Annotated in this window: 16 protein-coding genes and 1 pseudogene; 9 read left to right on the top strand and 8 right to left on the bottom strand. The window is 71.8% G+C overall.

What is annotated here, in order from left to right:
- Nucleotides 1–2: 2 nt before the first annotated feature.
- The 7 genes and pseudogenes from MQE23_RS09165 to MQE23_RS09135 all read right to left on the bottom strand — a co-directional run bounded on the left by MQE23_RS09165 (nucleotide 3) and on the right by MQE23_RS09135 (nucleotide 5074).
- Nucleotides 3–506, bottom strand: a complete 504-nt coding sequence (locus tag MQE23_RS09165; RefSeq protein WP_243378836.1) for a GNAT family N-acetyltransferase — start codon at nucleotides 504–506, stop codon at nucleotides 3–5.
- 16 nt (nucleotides 507–522) lie between these two features.
- Nucleotides 523–633, bottom strand: a pseudogene (locus MQE23_RS09160) (short-chain dehydrogenase/reductase); the annotation flags it as partial.
- Between the two features lie 57 nt (nucleotides 634–690).
- Nucleotides 691–1260 carry a TetR/AcrR family transcriptional regulator gene (locus tag MQE23_RS09155; RefSeq protein WP_020270206.1) on the bottom strand — a complete coding sequence of 190 codons (570 nt, stop codon included), beginning with the start codon at nucleotides 1258–1260 and terminating at the stop codon, nucleotides 691–693.
- Nucleotides 1257–1895 (bottom strand): 4Fe-4S binding protein, encoded by a 639-nt coding sequence (locus MQE23_RS09150; RefSeq protein ID WP_243378835.1) that lies wholly within the window; start codon nucleotides 1893–1895, stop codon nucleotides 1257–1259. The genes MQE23_RS09155 and MQE23_RS09150 overlap by 4 nt, the downstream gene beginning before the upstream one ends.
- Complete coding sequence (locus MQE23_RS09145; RefSeq protein WP_020270204.1) at nucleotides 1892–2146, bottom strand: hypothetical protein; 255 nt, start codon at nucleotides 2144–2146, stop codon at nucleotides 1892–1894. The genes MQE23_RS09150 and MQE23_RS09145 overlap by 4 nt, the downstream gene beginning before the upstream one ends.
- A gap of 179 nt (nucleotides 2147–2325) precedes the next feature.
- Nucleotides 2326–3903, bottom strand: a complete 1578-nt coding sequence (locus MQE23_RS09140) for an alpha/beta hydrolase (protein ID WP_243378834.1) — start codon at nucleotides 3901–3903, stop codon at nucleotides 2326–2328.
- A gap of 133 nt (nucleotides 3904–4036) precedes the next feature.
- Nucleotides 4037–5074 (bottom strand): Rv2578c family radical SAM protein, encoded by a 1038-nt coding sequence (locus MQE23_RS09135; protein ID WP_020276618.1) that lies wholly within the window; start codon nucleotides 5072–5074, stop codon nucleotides 4037–4039.
- A 171-nt stretch (nucleotides 5075–5245) separates the two neighbouring features.
- On the opposite strand from MQE23_RS09135, the gene MQE23_RS09130 reads away from it, so the two are divergent.
- The 4 genes from MQE23_RS09130 to MQE23_RS09115 all read left to right on the top strand — a co-directional run bounded on the left by MQE23_RS09130 (nucleotide 5246) and on the right by MQE23_RS09115 (nucleotide 11583).
- Nucleotides 5246–5689, top strand: a complete 444-nt coding sequence (locus tag MQE23_RS09130) for an SRPBCC family protein (RefSeq protein ID WP_243378833.1) — start codon at nucleotides 5246–5248, stop codon at nucleotides 5687–5689.
- Nucleotides 5690–5844: 155 nt separating this feature from the next.
- Nucleotides 5845–8235, top strand: coding sequence for an MFS transporter (locus MQE23_RS09125; protein ID WP_243378832.1), 2391 nt, complete (start codon nucleotides 5845–5847; stop codon nucleotides 8233–8235).
- 145 nt (nucleotides 8236–8380) lie between these two features.
- Entirely contained in the window at nucleotides 8381–10825 is a 2445-nt protein-coding gene (locus tag MQE23_RS09120; RefSeq protein ID WP_020276622.1) for a SpoIIE family protein phosphatase, read from the top strand.
- A gap of 32 nt (nucleotides 10826–10857) precedes the next feature.
- Nucleotides 10858–11583, top strand: coding sequence for a class I SAM-dependent methyltransferase (locus MQE23_RS09115; RefSeq protein ID WP_037673111.1), 726 nt, complete (start codon nucleotides 10858–10860; stop codon nucleotides 11581–11583).
- 20 nt (nucleotides 11584–11603) lie between these two features.
- Here the strand turns inward: MQE23_RS09115 and MQE23_RS09110 are convergent, their stop codons facing one another.
- Nucleotides 11604–12785, bottom strand: a complete 1182-nt coding sequence (locus MQE23_RS09110) for a sugar diacid recognition domain-containing protein (RefSeq protein ID WP_020276624.1) — start codon at nucleotides 12783–12785, stop codon at nucleotides 11604–11606.
- 204 nt (nucleotides 12786–12989) lie between these two features.
- Here MQE23_RS09110 and MQE23_RS09105 point away from each other — a divergent pair, with 204 nt between their 5' ends.
- The 5 genes from MQE23_RS09105 to MQE23_RS09085 all read left to right on the top strand — a co-directional run bounded on the left by MQE23_RS09105 (nucleotide 12990) and on the right by MQE23_RS09085 (nucleotide 17946).
- Nucleotides 12990–13919, top strand: coding sequence for a transporter substrate-binding domain-containing protein (locus MQE23_RS09105; protein WP_020276625.1), 930 nt, complete (start codon nucleotides 12990–12992; stop codon nucleotides 13917–13919).
- A gap of 11 nt (nucleotides 13920–13930) precedes the next feature.
- Nucleotides 13931–14686: an amino acid ABC transporter permease gene (locus tag MQE23_RS09100; protein WP_243378831.1), complete on the top strand. Its 756-nt coding sequence runs from the start codon at nucleotides 13931–13933 to the stop codon at nucleotides 14684–14686.
- Entirely contained in the window at nucleotides 14683–15477 is a 795-nt protein-coding gene (locus tag MQE23_RS09095) for an amino acid ABC transporter ATP-binding protein (protein WP_243378830.1), read from the top strand. The genes MQE23_RS09100 and MQE23_RS09095 overlap by 4 nt, the downstream gene beginning before the upstream one ends.
- Complete coding sequence (locus MQE23_RS09090; protein ID WP_243378829.1) at nucleotides 15474–16757, top strand: FAD-dependent oxidoreductase; 1284 nt, start codon at nucleotides 15474–15476, stop codon at nucleotides 16755–16757. Before MQE23_RS09095 ends, MQE23_RS09090 begins: the two co-directional genes overlap by 4 nt.
- A 91-nt stretch (nucleotides 16758–16848) precedes the next feature.
- Complete coding sequence (locus MQE23_RS09085; RefSeq protein ID WP_243378828.1) at nucleotides 16849–17946, top strand: SGNH/GDSL hydrolase family protein; 1098 nt, start codon at nucleotides 16849–16851, stop codon at nucleotides 17944–17946.
- The last annotated feature ends 37 nt before the right edge of the window (nucleotides 17947–17983 follow it).

Raw genomic sequence — 17983 nt, 5'->3', positions numbered from 1 at the left:
GATCAGCGGGGGAGTGCGCGCGCGTACCGCACCTCCGGGATCACGGCACCGTCCACCTCGAAGGGTTCCTCGGCGCCGTCCGCCTGGAAGCCGGCCCGTTCGTAGAAGCGGCGGGCCCGGCCGTTCTCCTTGAGAACCCACAGGAGCAGACGGCTGTGGCCCGCGGCCGCGCAGCGCACGACGGACTCCGCGAGGAGGGCCTGCCCCGCGCCGCGTCCCACGTGCCCGGGGTGGACGTAGATGGCGTACAACTCGGCGTCGCAGGTGCGGAGTTCACCGTCCCGGTACGGCCCGTGGCAGGCCCAGCCCACGACCTCGCCGCCGGTGTCCTCGGCGACCAGGTTCACCACGCTCCCGTCGGCCTGCGCCAGATGCGCGCGACGACGCTCGGCGTCCTCCACGACGCTGAGCCCGTCCAGGTACGACTGCGGTATCAGTCCCCGGTACGCGCTCTGCCAGCCGCGGACGCGGATCTCCGCGACGCGGTCGCAGTCGGCGAGCGTCATCTCCCGTGTCCGGGGTGACCGAGGCGTCACCGGCCACGTCGAGGTCGAGGAACGTCACACCGCCGAGCGGGGTGACGCGTGAGGTGTCGCGGCTTGTGCCGATCACCTCGAAACCAGCTGCGACCACCGATCGGTTTCAGCACGCAAGGGCAAGCGCCGATCCGGGTGGCTTGCCGGCCTTGCGTCAGCGCATGCCTGCCGCGTCGAGCAGGGTGTTCACCGTGGGTGCGACGAGTCCCGTCAGCTTGTCGGCTCCGATCCCCGCACGGGCACTGGCGCCGTCGAAGACCAGGCTGAGCTGCCGGGCCAGCAGGTCGGGGTCGCTCGCCCCGCCTTGTTCGGCCTCGGTGCGGAAGAACTCCGTCAGGCTCGCCTTGATCCGGTGGGCCACCCGGCTCGCGGGGTGGCTCTGGTCCTTCAGCTCGATCTGAACGGCCAGGTACGGGCAGCCCCGGAACTCGGGCGCGCCCGACTGTGACTCGACCTGATCGAAGACGTGCAGGATCCGCTCGCGGGGTGACCGGCCGTCGTCCGCCGGCGGCAGGAGGGTCGCCACGAAGGCGGAGGCGCGCTCCTCCAGGCTGACCGCCAGCAGTTCGTCCTTGCTCTCGAACAGCTGGTACAGGGAGCGCTTCGACACCCCCGCCGCCTTGCACAGCGCCTCGACGCCGATACCGACACCGTCCCGGTAGGTGAGCGTGGCCGCCGCCTCCAGCAGCCGCTCTCTGGTGCTTGGCTTCGCTTCGGTGGTCATACCGGGAGATTAACCCGATGTGGAGGAAATGAAAACCGATCGGTTTCAGAGTGTGCCGTCGAAAGACCGGCGTGATCACTCAGGAGGCTGCGGGGCGTTTGGCCGGGGGCTGCCAGCCGCCGGTGACTTCCTTGACCGGCTTGTGCGGGAAGCGGCGCTGGGCGTACTCCTGTGCGTGCGAGCCCGGCAGGACGTACAGGGTCTCCTTCTTGTCCTGGAGCGGTCGCAGCACGGTGTCGGATGGCGCCGACCGGGCAGGCGGCGACGCACAGCTTGCAGTCGATGCAGGGGTTGTAGTCCAGCGCCTGCCCGTACTCGCTCACTTCGGCGTCCACCAGGACGGTGGCCAGCAGTATGAAGTTGCCGAACTTCGGGTGGATGACGTTGCGGTGCAGGCCCATCACGCCGAGCCCCGCGGCCACCGCGACCGTCTTGTGCGCCACCACCCAGATCCGCTCGCCGGGAAGGTGGTCCATCTCCTGGGGGGACCCGACCGACGGATTGAGCGCGCGGTAGTCGGCGTCCTGCAGTGCCTGGGTGACGCTGCGGGCGGCGTGGTTGGCCTGCTCGTCGGTCTGGTGGAACTCCTGGTTGGCCACGCTGCGGGCGGGGGAGCGGCAGTTGTCGCGGTTCATCCGGACCGCGCGGACTGTACGTGCTCGCGCTCGCCGGTCAGGTCGGGGTGGTCCAGGCTGACCGCGGCCGCGTCGTCCGCACCGGCCGCCAGGCACCGTTCGCGCAGCCAGGCCGCGTCGATCACCGCCGGCGGGCTCGCGACGTCACCCGCCGCACGCCGGGCGAGCACGGCCTGCACGGACGGATGGCCGGCCAGTTTCGCCGGAAGCCTGAGATCCGACTCTCCCTCGGCGCCGCGCGCGGTAGCCATCCAACACTCCAGACCTCGTCCCGGCTCGCCCGGAAGGCGAGAAACCGATCGGTGTCAACCTCACCGTAAACCGATCGGTTTCTCGCGCGCAAGGCCGTCGGCATCGACGAGCGTGCGCGGACAGCTGACCTCTGGCGCCCGTACGCCCTCCCGCCGGTGACGCGATCGAACTCGCGCTCTCAGCCGCGGAAGCCGAGCAAGCGGTGCAGTGTCGAGCCGCGGGCGGACATCGACGCCGCCTTCGACGTCAGCGGCTTGGGGTCCGGCAGGGCGTCGCACACCGCATCCCGTGTGCCGACGCCGCGCGGCACGGTGCCGTCGGACAGGTAGGTCGCCAGGTACTTGTCCAGGCAGGCGTTCCCGCTCAGCGTGATGCCGTGGTTGCCGCCGCCCTGCTCGACCACCAGGCTGGAGCGCGCGAGCAGCTCGTGGACGGTGACGCCGCCCTCGTACGGAGTGGCGGCGTCGTTCGTCGCCTGGAACAGCAGTGCCGGCGGCAGCTTGCCGTTGGCGATGCTCATCGGCTGTGCCGAGTCGGTCGGCCAGAACGCGCACGGCGCGTTGTACCAGGCGTTGTTCCAGGTCATGAACGGCGCCTTCTCGTACGCCGCCCAGTTGTCCTTGCGCCACTGGTGCCAGTCGCGCGGCCAGAAGGCGTCCCGGCACTGCACCGAGGTGTAGATGCTGTAGCTGTTGTCGTCGGCGGCGTCGACCGCGCCGAAGTGCTTGTACACCTCGACCAGCGGGCCGGTGTTCTTATGGTTCACGTACGCCGCGAACGCCTCCGCCAGGTAGGGCCAGTAGCCGTTGTAGTAGCTGCCCGGGACGAAGGTGTCCTCCAGCTCCGAGGCACCCACCTTGCCGCCCGCCGGATTCCTGGCGAGGGCCGCCCGCATCGCGTACCAGGCGGCTTCGATCTTCTCCGGGTCGGTGCCGAGCCTGTATCGCGCGTCGTACTTGGCGACCCAGGCCATGAAGGCGCGGTGGCGGTCGTTGAAGGCGTGGTCCTGGTTGAGGTTGGCGGCGTACCACACGTCGGTGGGGTCGGCGATCGAGTCCAGGACCAGGCGCCGGACCCGTTGCGGGTAGAGCTTGGCGTAGACCGAGCCCAGGTAGGTGCCGTACGAGTAGCCGAAGTAGTTGATCTTCCTCGCGCCCAGGGCCTGCCGGATCGCATCGATGTCGTGCGCGGCGCTGACCGTGTTGATGTGCGGCAGCAGATGCCCGTACTTCTTGGTGCAGGCGGCGGCGAAGGACTTGGCGCGGGCGAGGTTGGCCCGCTCGGCCTCGGGCGTGGCCGGGACGGAGTCCGGGCGCACGGGGCCGAAGTGGCCCGGCTTGCAGTCGAGGGCGGGCTTGCTCGCGCCCACTCCGCGCGGGTCGAAGCCAATGATGTCGTACTGGGCCGCGACCTCCTTGGGCAGCGAGGTCGCGACGAACCCGGCGAGCGTCAGACCGTCGCCGCCGGGACCGCCGGGGTTGACCAGCAGCGGGCCCTGGAACTTCGCGGCGGTGTGCGGGACGCGGGACAGCGCGAGGGTGATCTGCCGACCGTGCGGGTTCGCGTGGTCGAGCGGCACCTTGACGGACGCGCACTGGAGCATCGGATAGTCGGTGGTGCCGCACTTCTTCCAGCTGGGTTTCACAGCGCGAAAGGTTTCTTCGGAGTGCGGTGCGCTCGCCTCGGCGGGCACGGCCGTAAGGCTCCCGGCCAGCGCGACGGCGGCGCCGCACAGCACGGCTGCGCGTGTTCTCATGGAGTCCTTCCAGGACGGAGGGCGGGGCCGCGGGGTTCACGGTCCTCGCCGATTCGTCCCGGCAAGCGGCTCTGGAAGAACGTGTTCCGTCAAGACTTGACCCGATTGGGTCGCTGGATGCGCTCGAACGCTCCTATATGAGCGACAGTTGGGTCGGTTCGGACGTCGGTGGCTCGGCCGGTTCGGGCGGCCGGATCCGGCGCGGCGTCTGCGCGCGCGAGGGCCCGATGCCGTACTCCTCGGCCAGCTCGTGCACCTGGCGGGTGATCCGGCGCTGGTACCACTTCGGGGCGTAGGAGCCCTCCGCGTACAGCCGCTGGTAGCGGGGCACCAGGTGCGGGTGGTGCTGCTCCAGCCAGGCCATGAACCACTCGCGGGCGCCGGGCCGCAGATGCAGCACCAGCGGGGTGACGGACGTGGCGCCGGAGGCCGCGATCGCCCGCACGGCGGCCCGCAGTTGGGCCGGCTGGTCGCTCAGGAACGGGATCACCGGTGCCATCAGCACACCGCAGCCGATGCCGTGCTCACCGAAGGTCCGTACGACCTCCAGGCGCCGCTCGGGCGCGGGCGTGCCCGGCTCGACGGTGCGCCACAGCTCCTGGTCGGTGAAGCCGACCGAGACGGAGATGCCGACGTCCGTCACCTCCGCGGCCTGCTTGATCAGGTCCAGGTCGCGCAGGATGAGCGTGCCCTTGGTCAGGATCGAGAAGGGGTTCGCGTGGTCGCGCAGGGCCGAGATGATGCCCGGCATCAGGCGGTAGCGGCCCTCGGCGCGCTGGTAGCAGTCCACGTTCGTGCCCATCGCTATGTGCTCGCCCTGCCAGCGGCGCGAGCCGAGCTGGCGGCGCAGCAGCTCCGGCGCGTTGATCTTGACCACGATCTGGGAGTCGAAGCCCAGACCCGTGTCGAGGTCGAGATAGCTGTGCGTCTTGCGCGCGAAGCAGTACACACATGCGTGTGAGCAGCCGCGATAGGGGTTGACCGTCCACTGGAACGACATCCGGGAGACCGCCGGCACCCGGTTGATGATCGAGCGGGCCCGGACCTCGTGGAAGGTGATCCCGCGGAACTCCGGCGTGTCGAAGGTACGGGTGGTCACGGCGTCCGCGCCGAACAGCGCGGCGTCGGCCCGGCTGTGTTCGGAGTCCTCGGTGAGGTTGTCCCAGCGCATGACGCCTCCTCGGTAGCACTGCCCACAGAATAGAACACATGTTCCCTTGATCGTGCGAGGGTGTTTTCCGAACGTGTTCGACCGGGTTGGGCGACCCCGATTTGGGGGGCCGGGCAGCGGGGTGGTTGGCTTGCCCCCAATCCCCGAGAACCCATGTCCTGGAGGAAAGCGATGGCGCAGGTCGAGGCCACTACGGAGCGGATCGTCGCGGCGGACGCGGAGACTCTGTTCGACGCCCTCGCCGACTACAGCGGCACGCGCGCGAAGCTGCTGCCCGAGCAGTTCAGCGAGTACGAGGTCCGGGAGGGCGGTGACGGCGAGGGCACCCTCGTCCACTGGAAGCTCCAGGCCACCAGCAAGCGCGTGCGCGACTGCCTCCTGGAGGTCAGCGAGCCCACCGACGGTGAGCTGGTCGAGAAGGACCGCAACTCCTCCATGGTCACCACCTGGCGGGTCACCCCGGCCGGCGACGGCAAGTCCCGGGTCGTCGTGACCACCACCTGGACCGGTGCCGGCGGCATCGGCGGCTTCTTCGAGAAGACCTTCGCGCCCAAGGGTCTCGGCCGGATCTACGACGCGCTGCTCGCCCGGCTCGCCGCCGAGGTCGAGAAGTAGCCTCCCCAAGGCTCAAGCACCCAGGGGCCGTTGTGCCCCTCACCGGTTCGAGTGATCTCCGTACGGCTCGCTCCTGTGCCGTAACTCGTCGCGCTTGCTCGTAGTTGTCGCTTTTACGCGGGAATTGTGCGGCAGCGCGACGAGGGGAGCGGTAGGTGGGCGGGATCACTCTGGCGCAGGACGAACCGGCGGTGGCACCTCCCGAACCTCCCGAGCCACCACGGGCCCCGGCCGCCGAACTGAGCCCGCGCAGGGTGCGGTTGGTCTTCCTCGCACTCCTTCTGGCCCTGCTCCTGGCCGCCCTGGAGCAGATGATCGTCGCCACCGCGCTCCCGAAGATCGTCGGTGAGCTGCACGGCCTGGACCGGATGTCCTGGGCGATCACCGCCTACCTGCTCACCGCGACCGTCGGACTGCCGATCTACGGCAAGCTGGGCGACCTGCTCGGCCGCAAGGGCGTCTTCCAGTTCGCGATCGTCGTCTTCGTCGCCGGCTCCGCGCTCGCGGGCCGGGCGCAGACCATGGACCAGCTGATCGCCTTCCGCGCCCTCCAGGGCGTCGGCGCGGGCGGCCTCATGATCGGCGTCCAGGCGATCATCGCGGACATCGTGCCCGCCCGGCAGCGCGGCCGCTACATGGGCCTGATCGGCGCCGCCTTCGGCCTCGCGTCCGTGGCCGGACCCCTGCTCGGCGGCTACTTCACCGACCATCTCTCCTGGCGCTGGTGCTTCTACGTCAACGTGCCCTTCGGCCTGGTCACCCTGGTCGTCGTCGCCATCGCGCTGAAGCTGCCGAAACCGGCGGGCAAGGCCCGGCTGGACCTCCTCGGCGCGCTGCTGCTGACCGCCGCCTCCACCTGCCTGGTCCTGCTGACCAGCTGGGGCGGCACGGAGTACGCCTGGGACTCGCGCATGATCCTCGGCCTCGGCGCGGGGGCGGCCGTGGCGGCCGTCCTCTTCCTCGTCACGGAGCACTTCGCCGCCGAACCCCTCATCCCGCTGCGGCTGTTCAGGGACTCCGTCTTCAACGTCACCGGCCTGGTCGGCCTGGTGACCGGAGCCGGGCTGTTCGGCGCCGCCAGCTATCTGCCGACCTACCTCCAGATGGTCGACGGGGCCTCCGCCACCGAGTCGGGCCTGCTCATGCTGCCCATGACGGCCGGCATCGTCGGCGCCTCGGTCATCGCCGGGCAGCTCATCAGCCACACCGGCCGCTACAAGGCCTACCCGGTCCTCGGCGGCGCCCTCTCCGTCGCCGGCATGTGGCTGCTGTCCCGCCTCGACGCCGACACGCCCCGGCTGCACTACAGCATCTGGATGGCCGTCCTCGGCGCCGGCATCGGCATGGTCATGCCGGTCCTGATCCTCGCCGTGCAGAACTCGGTGCGCCCCACCGACCTCGGCACCGCCACCAGCGCCAACAACTACTTCCGGCAGATCGGCGGCAGTCTCTCAGCCGCCGTCTTCGGCGCGCTCCTCGCCGACCGGCTCGCCGACGCCCTGACCGAGAGCCTTCCCGCGCGTGCGGGCACCGGACTGCCGGATACCGAGTCCATCACCCCGCAGCTCGTCCACGCCCTGCCCCCGGAGCTGCGCGACGGCTACATCCGGGCGTACGCCGACGCCATGCCGCGGATCTTCCTCTACCTGGTGCCGGTGCTGGTCCTCGGGCTGGTCATCGCCTTCTTCCTCAAGGAGAAACCCCTGGTGTCCCACAACGCCTCCGCCACCGACCCGGACACGGCGCCGGGGACCACCTCGATCCCGCAGGCGCGTGCCGCGTACGCGCCCGGCGTCCCCGTGTGCGGCTCGGTGCAGCACCACGACGGGACCGTCGTGCCTCGCGCCGCCCTCACGCTCATCGACGTCACCGGGCAGCAGACCGGACGCGGCGCGAGCGGCGAGGACGGACGCTACGCGCTGGCCACCCCGGGCCCCGGCGCCTACGTGCTGATCGCCGCCGCGGGCGGCCACCAGCCGCAGGCGGTCTCCGTGACCGTCGGCGAGCGCCCCGTCGAACTGGACATCGTCCTCGGCGGCGCGGGGAACCTCGTCGGCAGTGTGGTCACCGCCGACGGCACGCCGGTTTGGGACGCCAGCGTCACCCTCACCAATGCGCACGGCGAGGTCGTGGCCACCACCCGCAGCGGCCGTGAGGGCGGCTACGTCATCACCGATCTGGTGGCCGGCGAGTACACCCTCGCCGCCAGCGCCCCCGCGTTCCGCCCGGCCGCACTGCCCGTCACCGTGCAGGCCGCCCGCGAGACCCGCCGGGACATCGAACTGGCCGGCGGCGCCGTCCTGCGCGGCACCGTCCGGGCGGGCGGCGGCCGGCCCGTGGAGGACGCGCGGGTGACGCTGCTCGACGTGGCGGGCAACGTCGTCGACACCCTCACCACCGGCGCCGACGGCACGTTCCGGTTCGTCGACCTGTCCTCCGGCGAGTACACCGTGATCGCCGCCGGTTACCCGCCCGTCGCCACCGTGCTCCAGGTGGCCGGAGGCGGCCGCACCGAGCGGGACCTCCAGCTGGGACACGAGGACTGAACCCGCACCGGCGCGCGGGGTCGCACGCCGGTGCGAACCCCGCGCGAGGAATTCCCCCATTGCCGCACATGGCAACCGGCGGTCGCCGTACGGTGGTGACGCCGGCACAGATCTTGCGGATCCGTGGGGAGAGAGGGCCTGGGCCATGGACCGTGACACCGAGAGGGACACACCCGGCCCCGCGGCCGGGCACCGCACGGTGACGGAAGCCACCGAGCCCGGCCGTGTCCCCCTGGCCGTGGTCGTCATCGACCGCGAAGGCCTCGTGTCGCACTGGAGCACCGGCGCACGGCGCCTGTTCGGCGTCCCCAAGGACGAGGCCATCGGTCGCGCGGCCCTCGACCTGCTCCCCGTCTCCGGCGCACTCCCCGAGGACCAGGACACCACCCCGTACGAGGCCGACGACGGCCCCGGCCCCGGCCTCGAAGCGTCCCTCGACGGCGGACTGTCCTACCCGGCGGCGGGCCGCGCCCGGCTCACCGCACCCGGCAGCGACCGGGTCGACGTCCTGTGGTGGGCCTATCCCCTGATCGGCCCCGGCCCCGAGCGGCTGCTCGTGCTGGCCGCCGACGCGGACGGGCTGCGGGCCGGCGGCACCGACGGGGCGTTCGAGCGGATCGCACCCGGCTTCGCGCTGCACACCGACTTCCCCGGGTCGGAGGACCTCGCCCGCCGACTCCCCGAGATCCTGCCCAGCATGAGCGTCGGCGAGAGCGCCCGCATCGTCGCGCAGGTCCTCGAACTCGGTTACCCCGTCCTGGAGTTCAGCCAGAACGAGCGGGTGCCCGTCACGCCCGACTGGGGCGTCGCCCGGCGCACCGAGCGCAAGGCACGCCGGGAACGGGCCGCGCGGGCCCTGGCCGCCGGCGAGCCCGTCCCGGAGGAGCTGCGGGACGAGGGCGAGGACCTCGAGTACGCCGCCGTCCGCGAGCGCCTGGAGTTCCTCAACGAGGTCAGCGGCCGCATCGGCACCTCCCTCGACCTGTCCCGCACGATCCTCGAGGTCAGCAGGGCCGTCGTGCCCCGCTTCACCGACGTCGCCGGGACCTACCTGCGCGAACAGGTCGTCGCGGGCGAGGGCTTCCCGGAGGGCGTGCCCGACACGACGACCATGTGGCACCGGGTCGCCGTCGAGCACACCGACGAACCCGGCCGCTGGGACGACGTCGTGCCCGTCGGCGAGGCCATGCCGTTCCCGGCGCACACGCCGTTCTTCCAGTGCATGACGACCGGCGAGCCCGTGCTCGTGCCACGCATCAGCGAGGAGATGGGCCACGCCATCGCCGCGCAGTTCGAGAAGCGCGACATCCGGCCGCTCATCACGGGCCGCTCCATGCTGATCGTCCCCCTGAAGGCCCGCCATGTCGTGCTGGGCTTCATGATCCTGCTGCGGCACCCGGAACGGCCCGTCTTCAACGACATGGACCGTGTCACCGGTGCCGAACTCGCCGCCCGCGCGGGCCTCGTGCTCGACAACGCGCGCATGTACACCTACCAGGAGAACGTCGCCGAGACGCTCCAGGACAGCATGCTGCCGCACATCCCGCCCCGCATGGCCGGCTGCGACATCGCCACCCGCTATCTGCCGGGCACGCTGCTCGGACGGGTCGGCGGCGACTGGTTCGACGCGGTGAAACTGCCCGGCGGCCGCACCGCGTTCGTCGTCGGCGACGTCATGGGCCACGGGCTGAACTCGGCCGCCATGATGGGCCAGTTGCGCACGGCCGTGCAGACCATGGCCGGGCTCGACCTGCCGCCCGCGCAGCTGCTGCGCAACCTCGACGACCTCGCCCAGCGCCTCGGCGACACCTACCTCGCGACCTGCCTGTACGCCGTGTACGACCCGATCGCGAGCGAACTGCACCTCGCCAACGCCGGTCACATCCCGCCCGTCCTGGTCCGCGCCGACGACGGGCGCAGCGAACTGCTCGACCTGCCCACCGGAGCGCCCATCGGCGTCGGCGGGGTGCCCTTCGAGGCGGTCCGGGTGCGCGTCGGGCCCGGCGACCGGCTGGTGATGTGCACCGACGGGCTGGTCGAGGTGCGCGGCGAGGACATCGGCGTGGGCCTGGCGACGCTCTGTGAATCGGCCGCCCATCCGGCCGCCTCCATGGACGACGCCTGCGACACGATCATCCGCGCCCTCAACACACGTGGCGGCCGCAAGGACGACGTGGCGCTGCTGATGGCCCGCCTGAACGGCATCGAACCGGACGACGTGGCGGAGTGGCGGCTCGCCCTCGACCCGGCCGAGGTCGGCCGGGCCCGCGCGGCGGTCCGCGAGCAACTGCACGACTGGGGCCTGGCGAAGCTGGCCGCGCCCGCCGAGCTGATGGTCAGCGAACTCGTCACCAACGCCGTACGGCACTCCCACGCCCGCCCCGTCGAACTGCGCCTGGTCCGCGGCGACACCCTGCTGTGCGAGGTGGACGACGACGACCACGAACTGCCGACGCTGCTCGGCACGGGCCCGCTCGACGACACCGGGCGCGGTCTGCGGGTCGTCAGCACACTGTCCCGCGAGTGGGGTACCAGCCGGACCAAGGCCGGCAAGACGGTCTGGTTCGAGCTGACCCTGCCGCGCCGCTGAACACCACCGCGTCGACACCCTGGGGAGTGGGCATGAGCGTGACGAGCCGGTACCGGGAGGCCTGGGAGGGGTTCTGGCGGGAGGCGTCCGACGAACCGGGGACGGTGATGTGGGACGCCGAGCCGGCCGTGACCGCCGGCCCGCATCTCGCCCTGTTCGAACCGCACCTGACCGATCCCGCGCTGCCGCTGGTGGACCTCGGCTGCGGCAACGGCACCCAGACGCGCTTCCTCGCCGACCGCTTCCCGCGGGTCGTGGGCGCCGATCTGTCCGCCGCGGCCCTCGACCACGCCCGGCGGGCCGACCCGGCGGGGCAGGCCTCCTACCGGCAGCTGGACGCCGCCGAGAAGGGCGAGGCGCAGGCCCTGCACGCCGAGTTCGGCGACGCCAACGTCTACATGCGGGGCGTGCTGCACCAGTGTGAGCCGGACGACCGGCAGGCGTTGGTCGACGGGATCGCCACGCTGGTCGGCGACCGGGGCCGGGCCTTCCTCGTGGAGCTGTCGGGGGCGGCCAAGGCGGTGCTGCTGGGGCTGGCGAGCGGCCCGGCCGGGCCGCCGCCCAAGCTCGCGCCCGTGTTCCGGCACGGCCTCGCCCCCGGCGAGGTCTCCGACGAGGCCGTACCTGAATACCTGCGCTCGGCCGGGCTCACCGTCCTGGCGAGCGGCGAACTGCCCCTGGTGACCACGGAGTTCGACTCCGACGGCACGCGCATCGAGCTGCCTTCCAGGTGGCTGGTGGCGGGGCGTACGGCCTAGAGGTCCTTGAGAACGGACGGTCAGCGGTCCGGGCCGCCCAGCCGGTCGGCCAGGCACGCCAGGTACAGGGCCATGGCCGTCCGGTGCTCGCGCAGTGGGCGGCCGGTGAGCTGCTCGATCTTGTTCATGCGGTAGACGACGGTGTTGCGGTGGATGTGCAGCGCCGTTGACGCCCGTACGAGGTTGAAGCCGCTCTCGCACCAGGCGGTGATCGTGTCGCGCAGGACCGGCCAGTCCGGCTGCTCCCGCAGCCGCGCGGCGGTCAGGTCGAGCAGCCGGTTGCGGGCGGACTGGCTCACCGCCGCCAGGAGCTGGTGGACCCGCAGATCGCCGATCGCGTGGACGGTGGAGCCGCCGTCCACCCGGGCGCCCAGGCGCAGCGCGTCGCAGGCGTCCTGGTACGAGTCGTGCAGAGCGCCGACGGAGGTGGCCGGTTCGCCGATGCCCGCGCGGGCGGTGAGCCCGTCCTGGGCGGCGATGACGTCCGTGACGCGGCGGCAGTCGGCGGCCGGCGCGTCCGCCGGGGCCCGGGCCGGCAGCCGGTGCAGGACGCCGATCCAGCCAGGAGCCGTGCCGGCGACGATGTCCTGCGGGTCGGCGAAGACGTCCCGGACCGTCCGCAGCAGCTCCGAGCGGACCAGCGCCACGTCCCGGGCCCGGGCACCCCGACGGGCGCCCGAATCCGGCACGGTCACCTCGAAGGCCACCGCGACCCGGCGCAGCCGCAGGTCGAAGCCGAGGTCGGCGGCCCGGAACACCAGGAGGTCGCCTTCCACGACCAGCGGGTCGTACGCGGCGATGTCGGTGAGCAGTTTCTCGGCCGCCCGCTCGGCGAGCAGCCGGGAGCGCAGCATCACCGACTCGCGGATCAGGATCTCCGTCTGCCGCTTCACCAGCAGCCCGAAGCGGCCCACCTGCGCGGGGGTGCCGGTGATCCCGACGGTTCCCACCGCCCGCCCGTCCGTGACCAGGGGCAGCGTGATCCCGGGCCGGACCCCGCGCAGCGACTGGGCCTGGGAGGTGTTGTGCGTGGCGGGTTCCTTGGTGCGGACGACCTCGACGGACGCCTCGTGGAAGGTGCCGACGCGGCTGCTGTCGCCGCTGCCGATGACCATGCCCTCCGCGTCGGTGATCAGCACGTTGAAGCCGATGACCGCGGAGGTGTCCCCGGCGATCTCCTGCGCGAGTGACGGGCTCAGCATGGGCGATTCCTCCCGCCAGGGGCGGTCCGGGCTGGACGCACCGTACAGGGGAGGCGGGGATTCATGCGACAAGTTCGTACGAAGTGAACGGTGACGCGCGGCGGGCCTGTGCCTAGCGTATGGGCCTCACCACCTCCCCGCCGGGTGCACAGTGTCCGGTGAATCGGCGGGATCCTTCAGCACCGAGACGGAAGGCCCGAGCCGATGATCCGTGTGCGCTCGCTCGCTCTCGCTTTGTCCGCGATGCTCCTGATGTCCACCGCCGCCTGCGGCTCGGGCGGGGACGACGCCCCGAAGAACGTGTCCGCCGAAACCGCCGCGCTGGGCACGCTCACGCCCGGCGTCCTGAAGGTCGCCGTCCAGCCCTACGCCCCCTACACCAGCGTCCAGGGCGGCAGAATCGTCGGACTCGACGGCGACATCCTCGCCTACGCCGCCAAAAAGCTCGGCCTGAAGATCGAGCCCGAGGTGACGGACTTCGCCGGCATGCTCGCCGGGGTGCAGTCCCGCCGGGTCGACATCACCATCGGCGGCGTCGCGTGGTCCGCCGACCGGCAGAAACAGGGGCTGTTCACCGATCCGCCCTACTACTCGCCCCCGGCGATGGCCGTCCGCAGCGGCAAGACGTACAAGACGGTCGGGGACCTCGAGGGCCTGAACCTGGGCACCGTCGAGGGCTACGTCTGGGTCAAGTCGATCCAGGCCGTGCCGGGTGGCAAGCTGCACGCCTACCCCGATGCCAACGGCGTCTTCGACGACCTGGGCGCGGGCCGGGTCGACGTCGGCTTCCTCGACCCGCTGATCATCATCGCGGCGCAGAAGCAGCGTCCGGAGCTGAAGATCGACACCCGGTACCTGACGCCGCCGACCGCCGCGCAGGTGAAGGCCAAGCCCGCCTACGCGTACTTCCAGCCGTACCAGACCGGCTTCTACCTGCCGAAGAAGGCCACCAAGCTGGAGCGGGCGATCTCCGCGCAGATCGACGCCATGTACCAGAACGGCGAGCTGGACAAGCTCGTCCGCAAGTACGGCGGCGACCCGAAGCAGTTCCTCGTGCCCGCCGCCGACGTCGCCACGGCCCGCCGCGGCGTGGACCGGCCCAAGGACTGGACGCCCCCGTCCATCGCCCAGTGAAAGCAGCCGCCATGTCCGGTCTCTTCGAGGTCCCCTGGTCCGACTACCGACCCGATCTGATCTCCGCGCTCGGGCGCACCGTGTCCTACACGGTCGTCAGCTTCGCGGGTGCGGTGCTGCTCGGCCTGGCCGTGGCGCTGCTCCGGCTCAGCAAGGCCTGGCCGGCGCGTGCCCTCGCCGCCGTCTACACCGAGGTGTTCAAGAACATCCCGCTGCTCGCCATCATCTTCCTGACCTACTTCGGCCTCGCCTCGGCCGGGATCCGGCTGGACGTCTTCACGGCAGGCTGCCTCAGCCTGATCGTCTTCTACGCCGCCTACCTGTCCGAGATCTTCCGCGCCGCGATCAGCGGCGTGCACGCCGGGCAGACCGAGGCCGGTGAGGCGCTGGGGATCGGCAGGACCGGCATCTTCGGCCACATCGTGCTGCCGCAGGCCCTCCGGCTGGCGCTGCCCGGCACCAACACCATGCTGGTCGACCTGCTCAAGTCCACCTCGCTGCTGGTCACCGTCTCCGCAGCCGAGCTGATGTCCGAGGGGCGGCTCATCACCTCGGCCACCTTCCGGGCCCTGGAGGTGTACCTGGTCATCGCGGCGATCTACTTCGCCCTGTGCTACCCGCTGTCCCAGCTGCTGCTGCTCCTGGAGCGGAAGGTCCGGTCGGGAGTGCCCTTGTCGCCGTGGCGACGGCGGCGCCTGCGGGCGGCCCGTGCCCTGCTGGCCGCCGGGCCGGCCGCCGCCGTCCCCGCGAAGGAGGTGTCCGCATGACCGAGTCAGTGGCCGCGGCGACGCCCGCCACCCGGGCCTCCTCCCAGGCCGTCGTACGGATCGAGGGACTGTGCAAGTCCTTCGACGGCCGGCTCGTGCTCGACCGGGTGAACCTGGAGGTCGGCCGGGGCAGCATCGTCAGCGTCATCGGGCAGAGCGGGGGCGGGAAGACGACCCTGATGCGCTGCGTGAACCTGCTGGAGCGCCCGGACCAGGGCACCGTCGAGGTCGCCGGGGAGGTCGTCCACGAGGGCGGCCGCATGGTCTGCCGCGATCTGCCCCGGCTGCGCCGCACGGTCGGCATGGTCTTCCAGCGGTTCCATCTGTTCCCGCACCTGACCGCCGTGGAGAACGTGGTGCTCGCGCAGCTCAAGGCGGGGGTGCCCGAACCGCAGGCCCTGGAGCGGGCCGTTGCGCTGCTGCGCCGGGTCGGGGTGGCCCACCGTGCCCTCGCCCAGCCCGAGCAGCTCTCCGGCGGCGAGCAGCAGCGCGTCGCCATCGCGCGGGCCCTCGCCCTGAGGCCCGAGGTGCTGCTCTTCGACGAGCCCACCTCCTCCCTGGACCCCGAGGCGACCCGGGAGGTGCTGAGCGTGATGCGCGAACTGGCCGCCGACGGGATGACGATGCTGCTCGTCACCCACGAACTGCCCTTCGCCCGGGAGGTGTCCGACCACGTCGTGTTCGTCGACGGCGGCCGGATCGTGGAGGAGGGCCGGCCCGAGGACGTCCTGGACACCCCCGCCGAGGCCCGCACCAGGGAGTTCCTCGCGTCGTACGGGAACGCGTCATGAGTGCCGTGTCGGGTACGGCGGACCCGGTCGTCGTCGTGGGCGGCGGTGTCGTGGGGCTGTGCACGGCCTACTACCTGGCCGCCGCGGGGCTGCCGGTGGAGGTGGTCGAGCGGCGCCGGCTCGGGTCCGGGGCGTCCCGGGGCAACGCCGGCTGGGTCTGCCTCAGCCACTCGACGCCGGTGCCGGCTCCGGGCGTGGTGCGCTACGCCCTGCGCTCACTCGGCCGTCCCGACTCCCCGCTGTACCTGCGGCCGCTTCCGGACCCGGCGTTCGTACGGTGGCTGTGGCGGTTCTGGCGCAGCAGCACACCGGCCGTGTTCAAGCGCGGCTACGGGGCGATCGCCGAGCTGAACCGCGAGACCTTCGCCCTGTTCGACGGGCTGCGCGAGGCCGGGGTGGACACGACGCTGACCCGGCCCGGGATGGTGCACGCCTTCCTGTCGCCGGCCGAGGCCCGGCACCACCTCGCGCTCCAGCGGGAGATGGCGGACGGGCACTACCCCGTGCCCGACGACATCGTCACGGGCACCGAGGCGCACCTGCTGGACGAGGCGCTGTCACCGGCCGTGCGCGCGGCCTATCTGGTGGCGGGGGAGGGGGTCGTCGACCCGGAGGCGTTCGCCCGTGCCCTGGGCGAGGCACTGGCCGCCGCGGGTGTGAAGATCCACGAGAACGCCGAGGTCACCGGGTTCCGGACGGCAGGGGGCCGGGTCACCGCGCTGCGCACCGCCGACACCGAACTGCCCTGTTCGGCGGTCGTCGTCGCCGCCGGCATGCGCTCGCCGGATCTGCTCGGGTTCCTGGGGCACCGTCTGCCGCTCCAGGCGGGCAAGGGCTACAGCTTCTCCGTGGACCTGGATCCGGCGCCCCGGCACACGCTGTACTTCGGCGAGCGCCGGGCCGTCGCCTCGCCGATCGGCGGCACCACGCGGATCGGCGGCACGATGGAGCTCAGCGGCAACAACAACCGCCTCGACTGGCGCCGCGTCGTCGCGGTCGCCCTCGCGAGCCGGCACTACCTGGGCCGCTGGTTCGACGACCCGGACGACCTGGTCGGTCTGATCAGGGACCCCTGGGTGGGCGGGCGGCCGTTCCTCCCCGACGGGCTCCCGGTGATCGACCGCGTCCCGGGGCACGACAACGCCTTCGCGGCGACCGGCCACGGCATGCTGGGGGTCACCCTGGGTCCGGTCACCGGGCACCGGCTCGCCGAGTACGTCGTCACCGGGCGCCGGCCCGAGGCCCTCGTGCCCTTCGGCTTCGACCGGCTGCGGAGCTGAGCGCGACGCGGTCTGGTGGGCGGGGTTTTTGTCGGTGTACGGTCATCCGTGCCCGGTCCGTGCACCTGCCTCGTCCCCCCGGAGGACAGTCATGCCGTTGCCCTGGTTACGGATCCTGGTCGCGTCGACGGCGGCGATGGCGCTGGCCGGCCCGCCCGCGGTCGCCACCGCCGCCCCGCCGGACGAGGACGCCGTCCGCGCGAGCGTGCACACCGCCGGGCGGGTCAAGGACGCCGGGGACGTGCTCCAGTACAGCTGGCCCGGCGTGTACTTCGAGGGCCGCTTCCGCGGCACCGGTATCGGCGTCGTGCTCGACGACCCGGCCGCCGACTACGACGTCCAGATCGACGGAACGACCGTCGCGACCCTCGTCACACCGGGCCGGACCACCCACTGGATCAACGGCCTGCGCGACGGCGTGCACACCGTCCGGCTCGTCAAACGCAACGACACCCCCTGGAGCACCAGCTCGTTCGGCGGCTTCGTCGCCGCGCCCGGCGGCGCCGTCCTCACCAGGCCGGCCGCGCGCAGCCGCCAGATCGAGTTCATCGGCGACTCCCTCACGGTGGGCTACGGCAACCTCTCGACCTCCCGCGACTGCACCGGCGAGCAGCTCAAGCGCACCACCAACTCCGACGTGAGCTACGGCGCCCTCACCGCCCGGCGGTTGCGCGCCGACTACCAGATCAACGCGTACTCGGGCCTGGGGATGGTCCGCAACTACAACGGCGGGACACCGGAGGTGAACTACCGCAGCTTCTACGACCGCGCGCTGCTGAACGTGCCCGGCGACGTCTGGCAGAACCCGGGCACCTGGCGGCCGCAACTGGTGGTGGTCCACCTCGGCACCAACGACTTCTCGACCCCAGTCAACCCGGGCGAGCCGTGGACCGACGAGAGCCTCGCCGCCGCCTACCGGAGCGCCTACAGCGGCTTCCTCCAGAAGCTGCGGACGCGCTACGGGCCGGGGACGACCATCCTGGCCGTCGGCGCCGGCCCGTTCGCCGGACACGTCCAGCAGGTGGTCGAGGAACGCACGGGCGCGGGCGACCGCCGGGTCCGCTACTGGCGCCTCGACGACACCGGCCTGGACTTCCTCGGCTGCCACTGGCACTACTCGGCCCGCGACGACCGGCTGCTCGCCGACCGTCTCACCTCGTTCATCACCGACCTGCCGATACGGTGGTGACATGTCGTAGCCGGTTCCGCCCGCAGCGCGTAACGTG

The organism is Streptomyces sp. HP-A2021 (genome assembly GCF_022807935.1).
Taxonomy (GTDB): Bacteria; Actinomycetota; Actinomycetes; order Streptomycetales; family Streptomycetaceae; genus Streptomyces; species Streptomyces afghaniensis.
This window is presented reverse-complemented; position numbering and strand designations above follow the sequence as displayed.

Coding starts and splice junctions, on each gene's coding strand:
- MQE23_RS09155 (WP_020270206.1), bottom strand. CDS start 1,260: ATGACCACCGAAGCGAAGCCAAGCACCAGAGAGCGGCTGCTGGAGGCG.
- MQE23_RS09140 (WP_243378834.1), bottom strand. CDS start 3,903: ATGAGAACACGCGCAGCCGTGCTGTGCGGCGCCGCCGTCGCGCTGGCC.
- MQE23_RS09165 (WP_243378836.1), bottom strand. CDS start 506: ATGACGCTCGCCGACTGCGACCGCGTCGCGGAGATCCGCGTCCGCGGC.
- MQE23_RS09145 (WP_020270204.1), bottom strand. CDS start 2,146: ATGGCTACCGCGCGCGGCGCCGAGGGAGAGTCGGATCTCAGGCTTCCG.
- MQE23_RS09115 (WP_037673111.1), top strand. CDS start 10,858: ATGAGCGTGACGAGCCGGTACCGGGAGGCCTGGGAGGGGTTCTGGCGG.
- MQE23_RS09100 (WP_243378831.1), top strand. CDS start 13,931: ATGTCCGGTCTCTTCGAGGTCCCCTGGTCCGACTACCGACCCGATCTG.
- MQE23_RS09130 (WP_243378833.1), top strand. CDS start 5,246: ATGGCGCAGGTCGAGGCCACTACGGAGCGGATCGTCGCGGCGGACGCG.
- MQE23_RS09090 (WP_243378829.1), top strand. CDS start 15,474: ATGAGTGCCGTGTCGGGTACGGCGGACCCGGTCGTCGTCGTGGGCGGC.
- MQE23_RS09135 (WP_020276618.1), bottom strand. CDS start 5,074: ATGCGCTGGGACAACCTCACCGAGGACTCCGAACACAGCCGGGCCGAC.
- MQE23_RS09085 (WP_243378828.1), top strand. CDS start 16,849: ATGCCGTTGCCCTGGTTACGGATCCTGGTCGCGTCGACGGCGGCGATG.
- MQE23_RS09150 (WP_243378835.1), bottom strand. CDS start 1,895: ATGAACCGCGACAACTGCCGCTCCCCCGCCCGCAGCGTGGCCAACCAG.
- MQE23_RS09095 (WP_243378830.1), top strand. CDS start 14,683: ATGACCGAGTCAGTGGCCGCGGCGACGCCCGCCACCCGGGCCTCCTCC.
- MQE23_RS09120 (WP_020276622.1), top strand. CDS start 8,381: ATGGACCGTGACACCGAGAGGGACACACCCGGCCCCGCGGCCGGGCAC.
- MQE23_RS09110 (WP_020276624.1), bottom strand. CDS start 12,785: ATGCTGAGCCCGTCACTCGCGCAGGAGATCGCCGGGGACACCTCCGCG.
- MQE23_RS09105 (WP_020276625.1), top strand. CDS start 12,990: ATGATCCGTGTGCGCTCGCTCGCTCTCGCTTTGTCCGCGATGCTCCTG.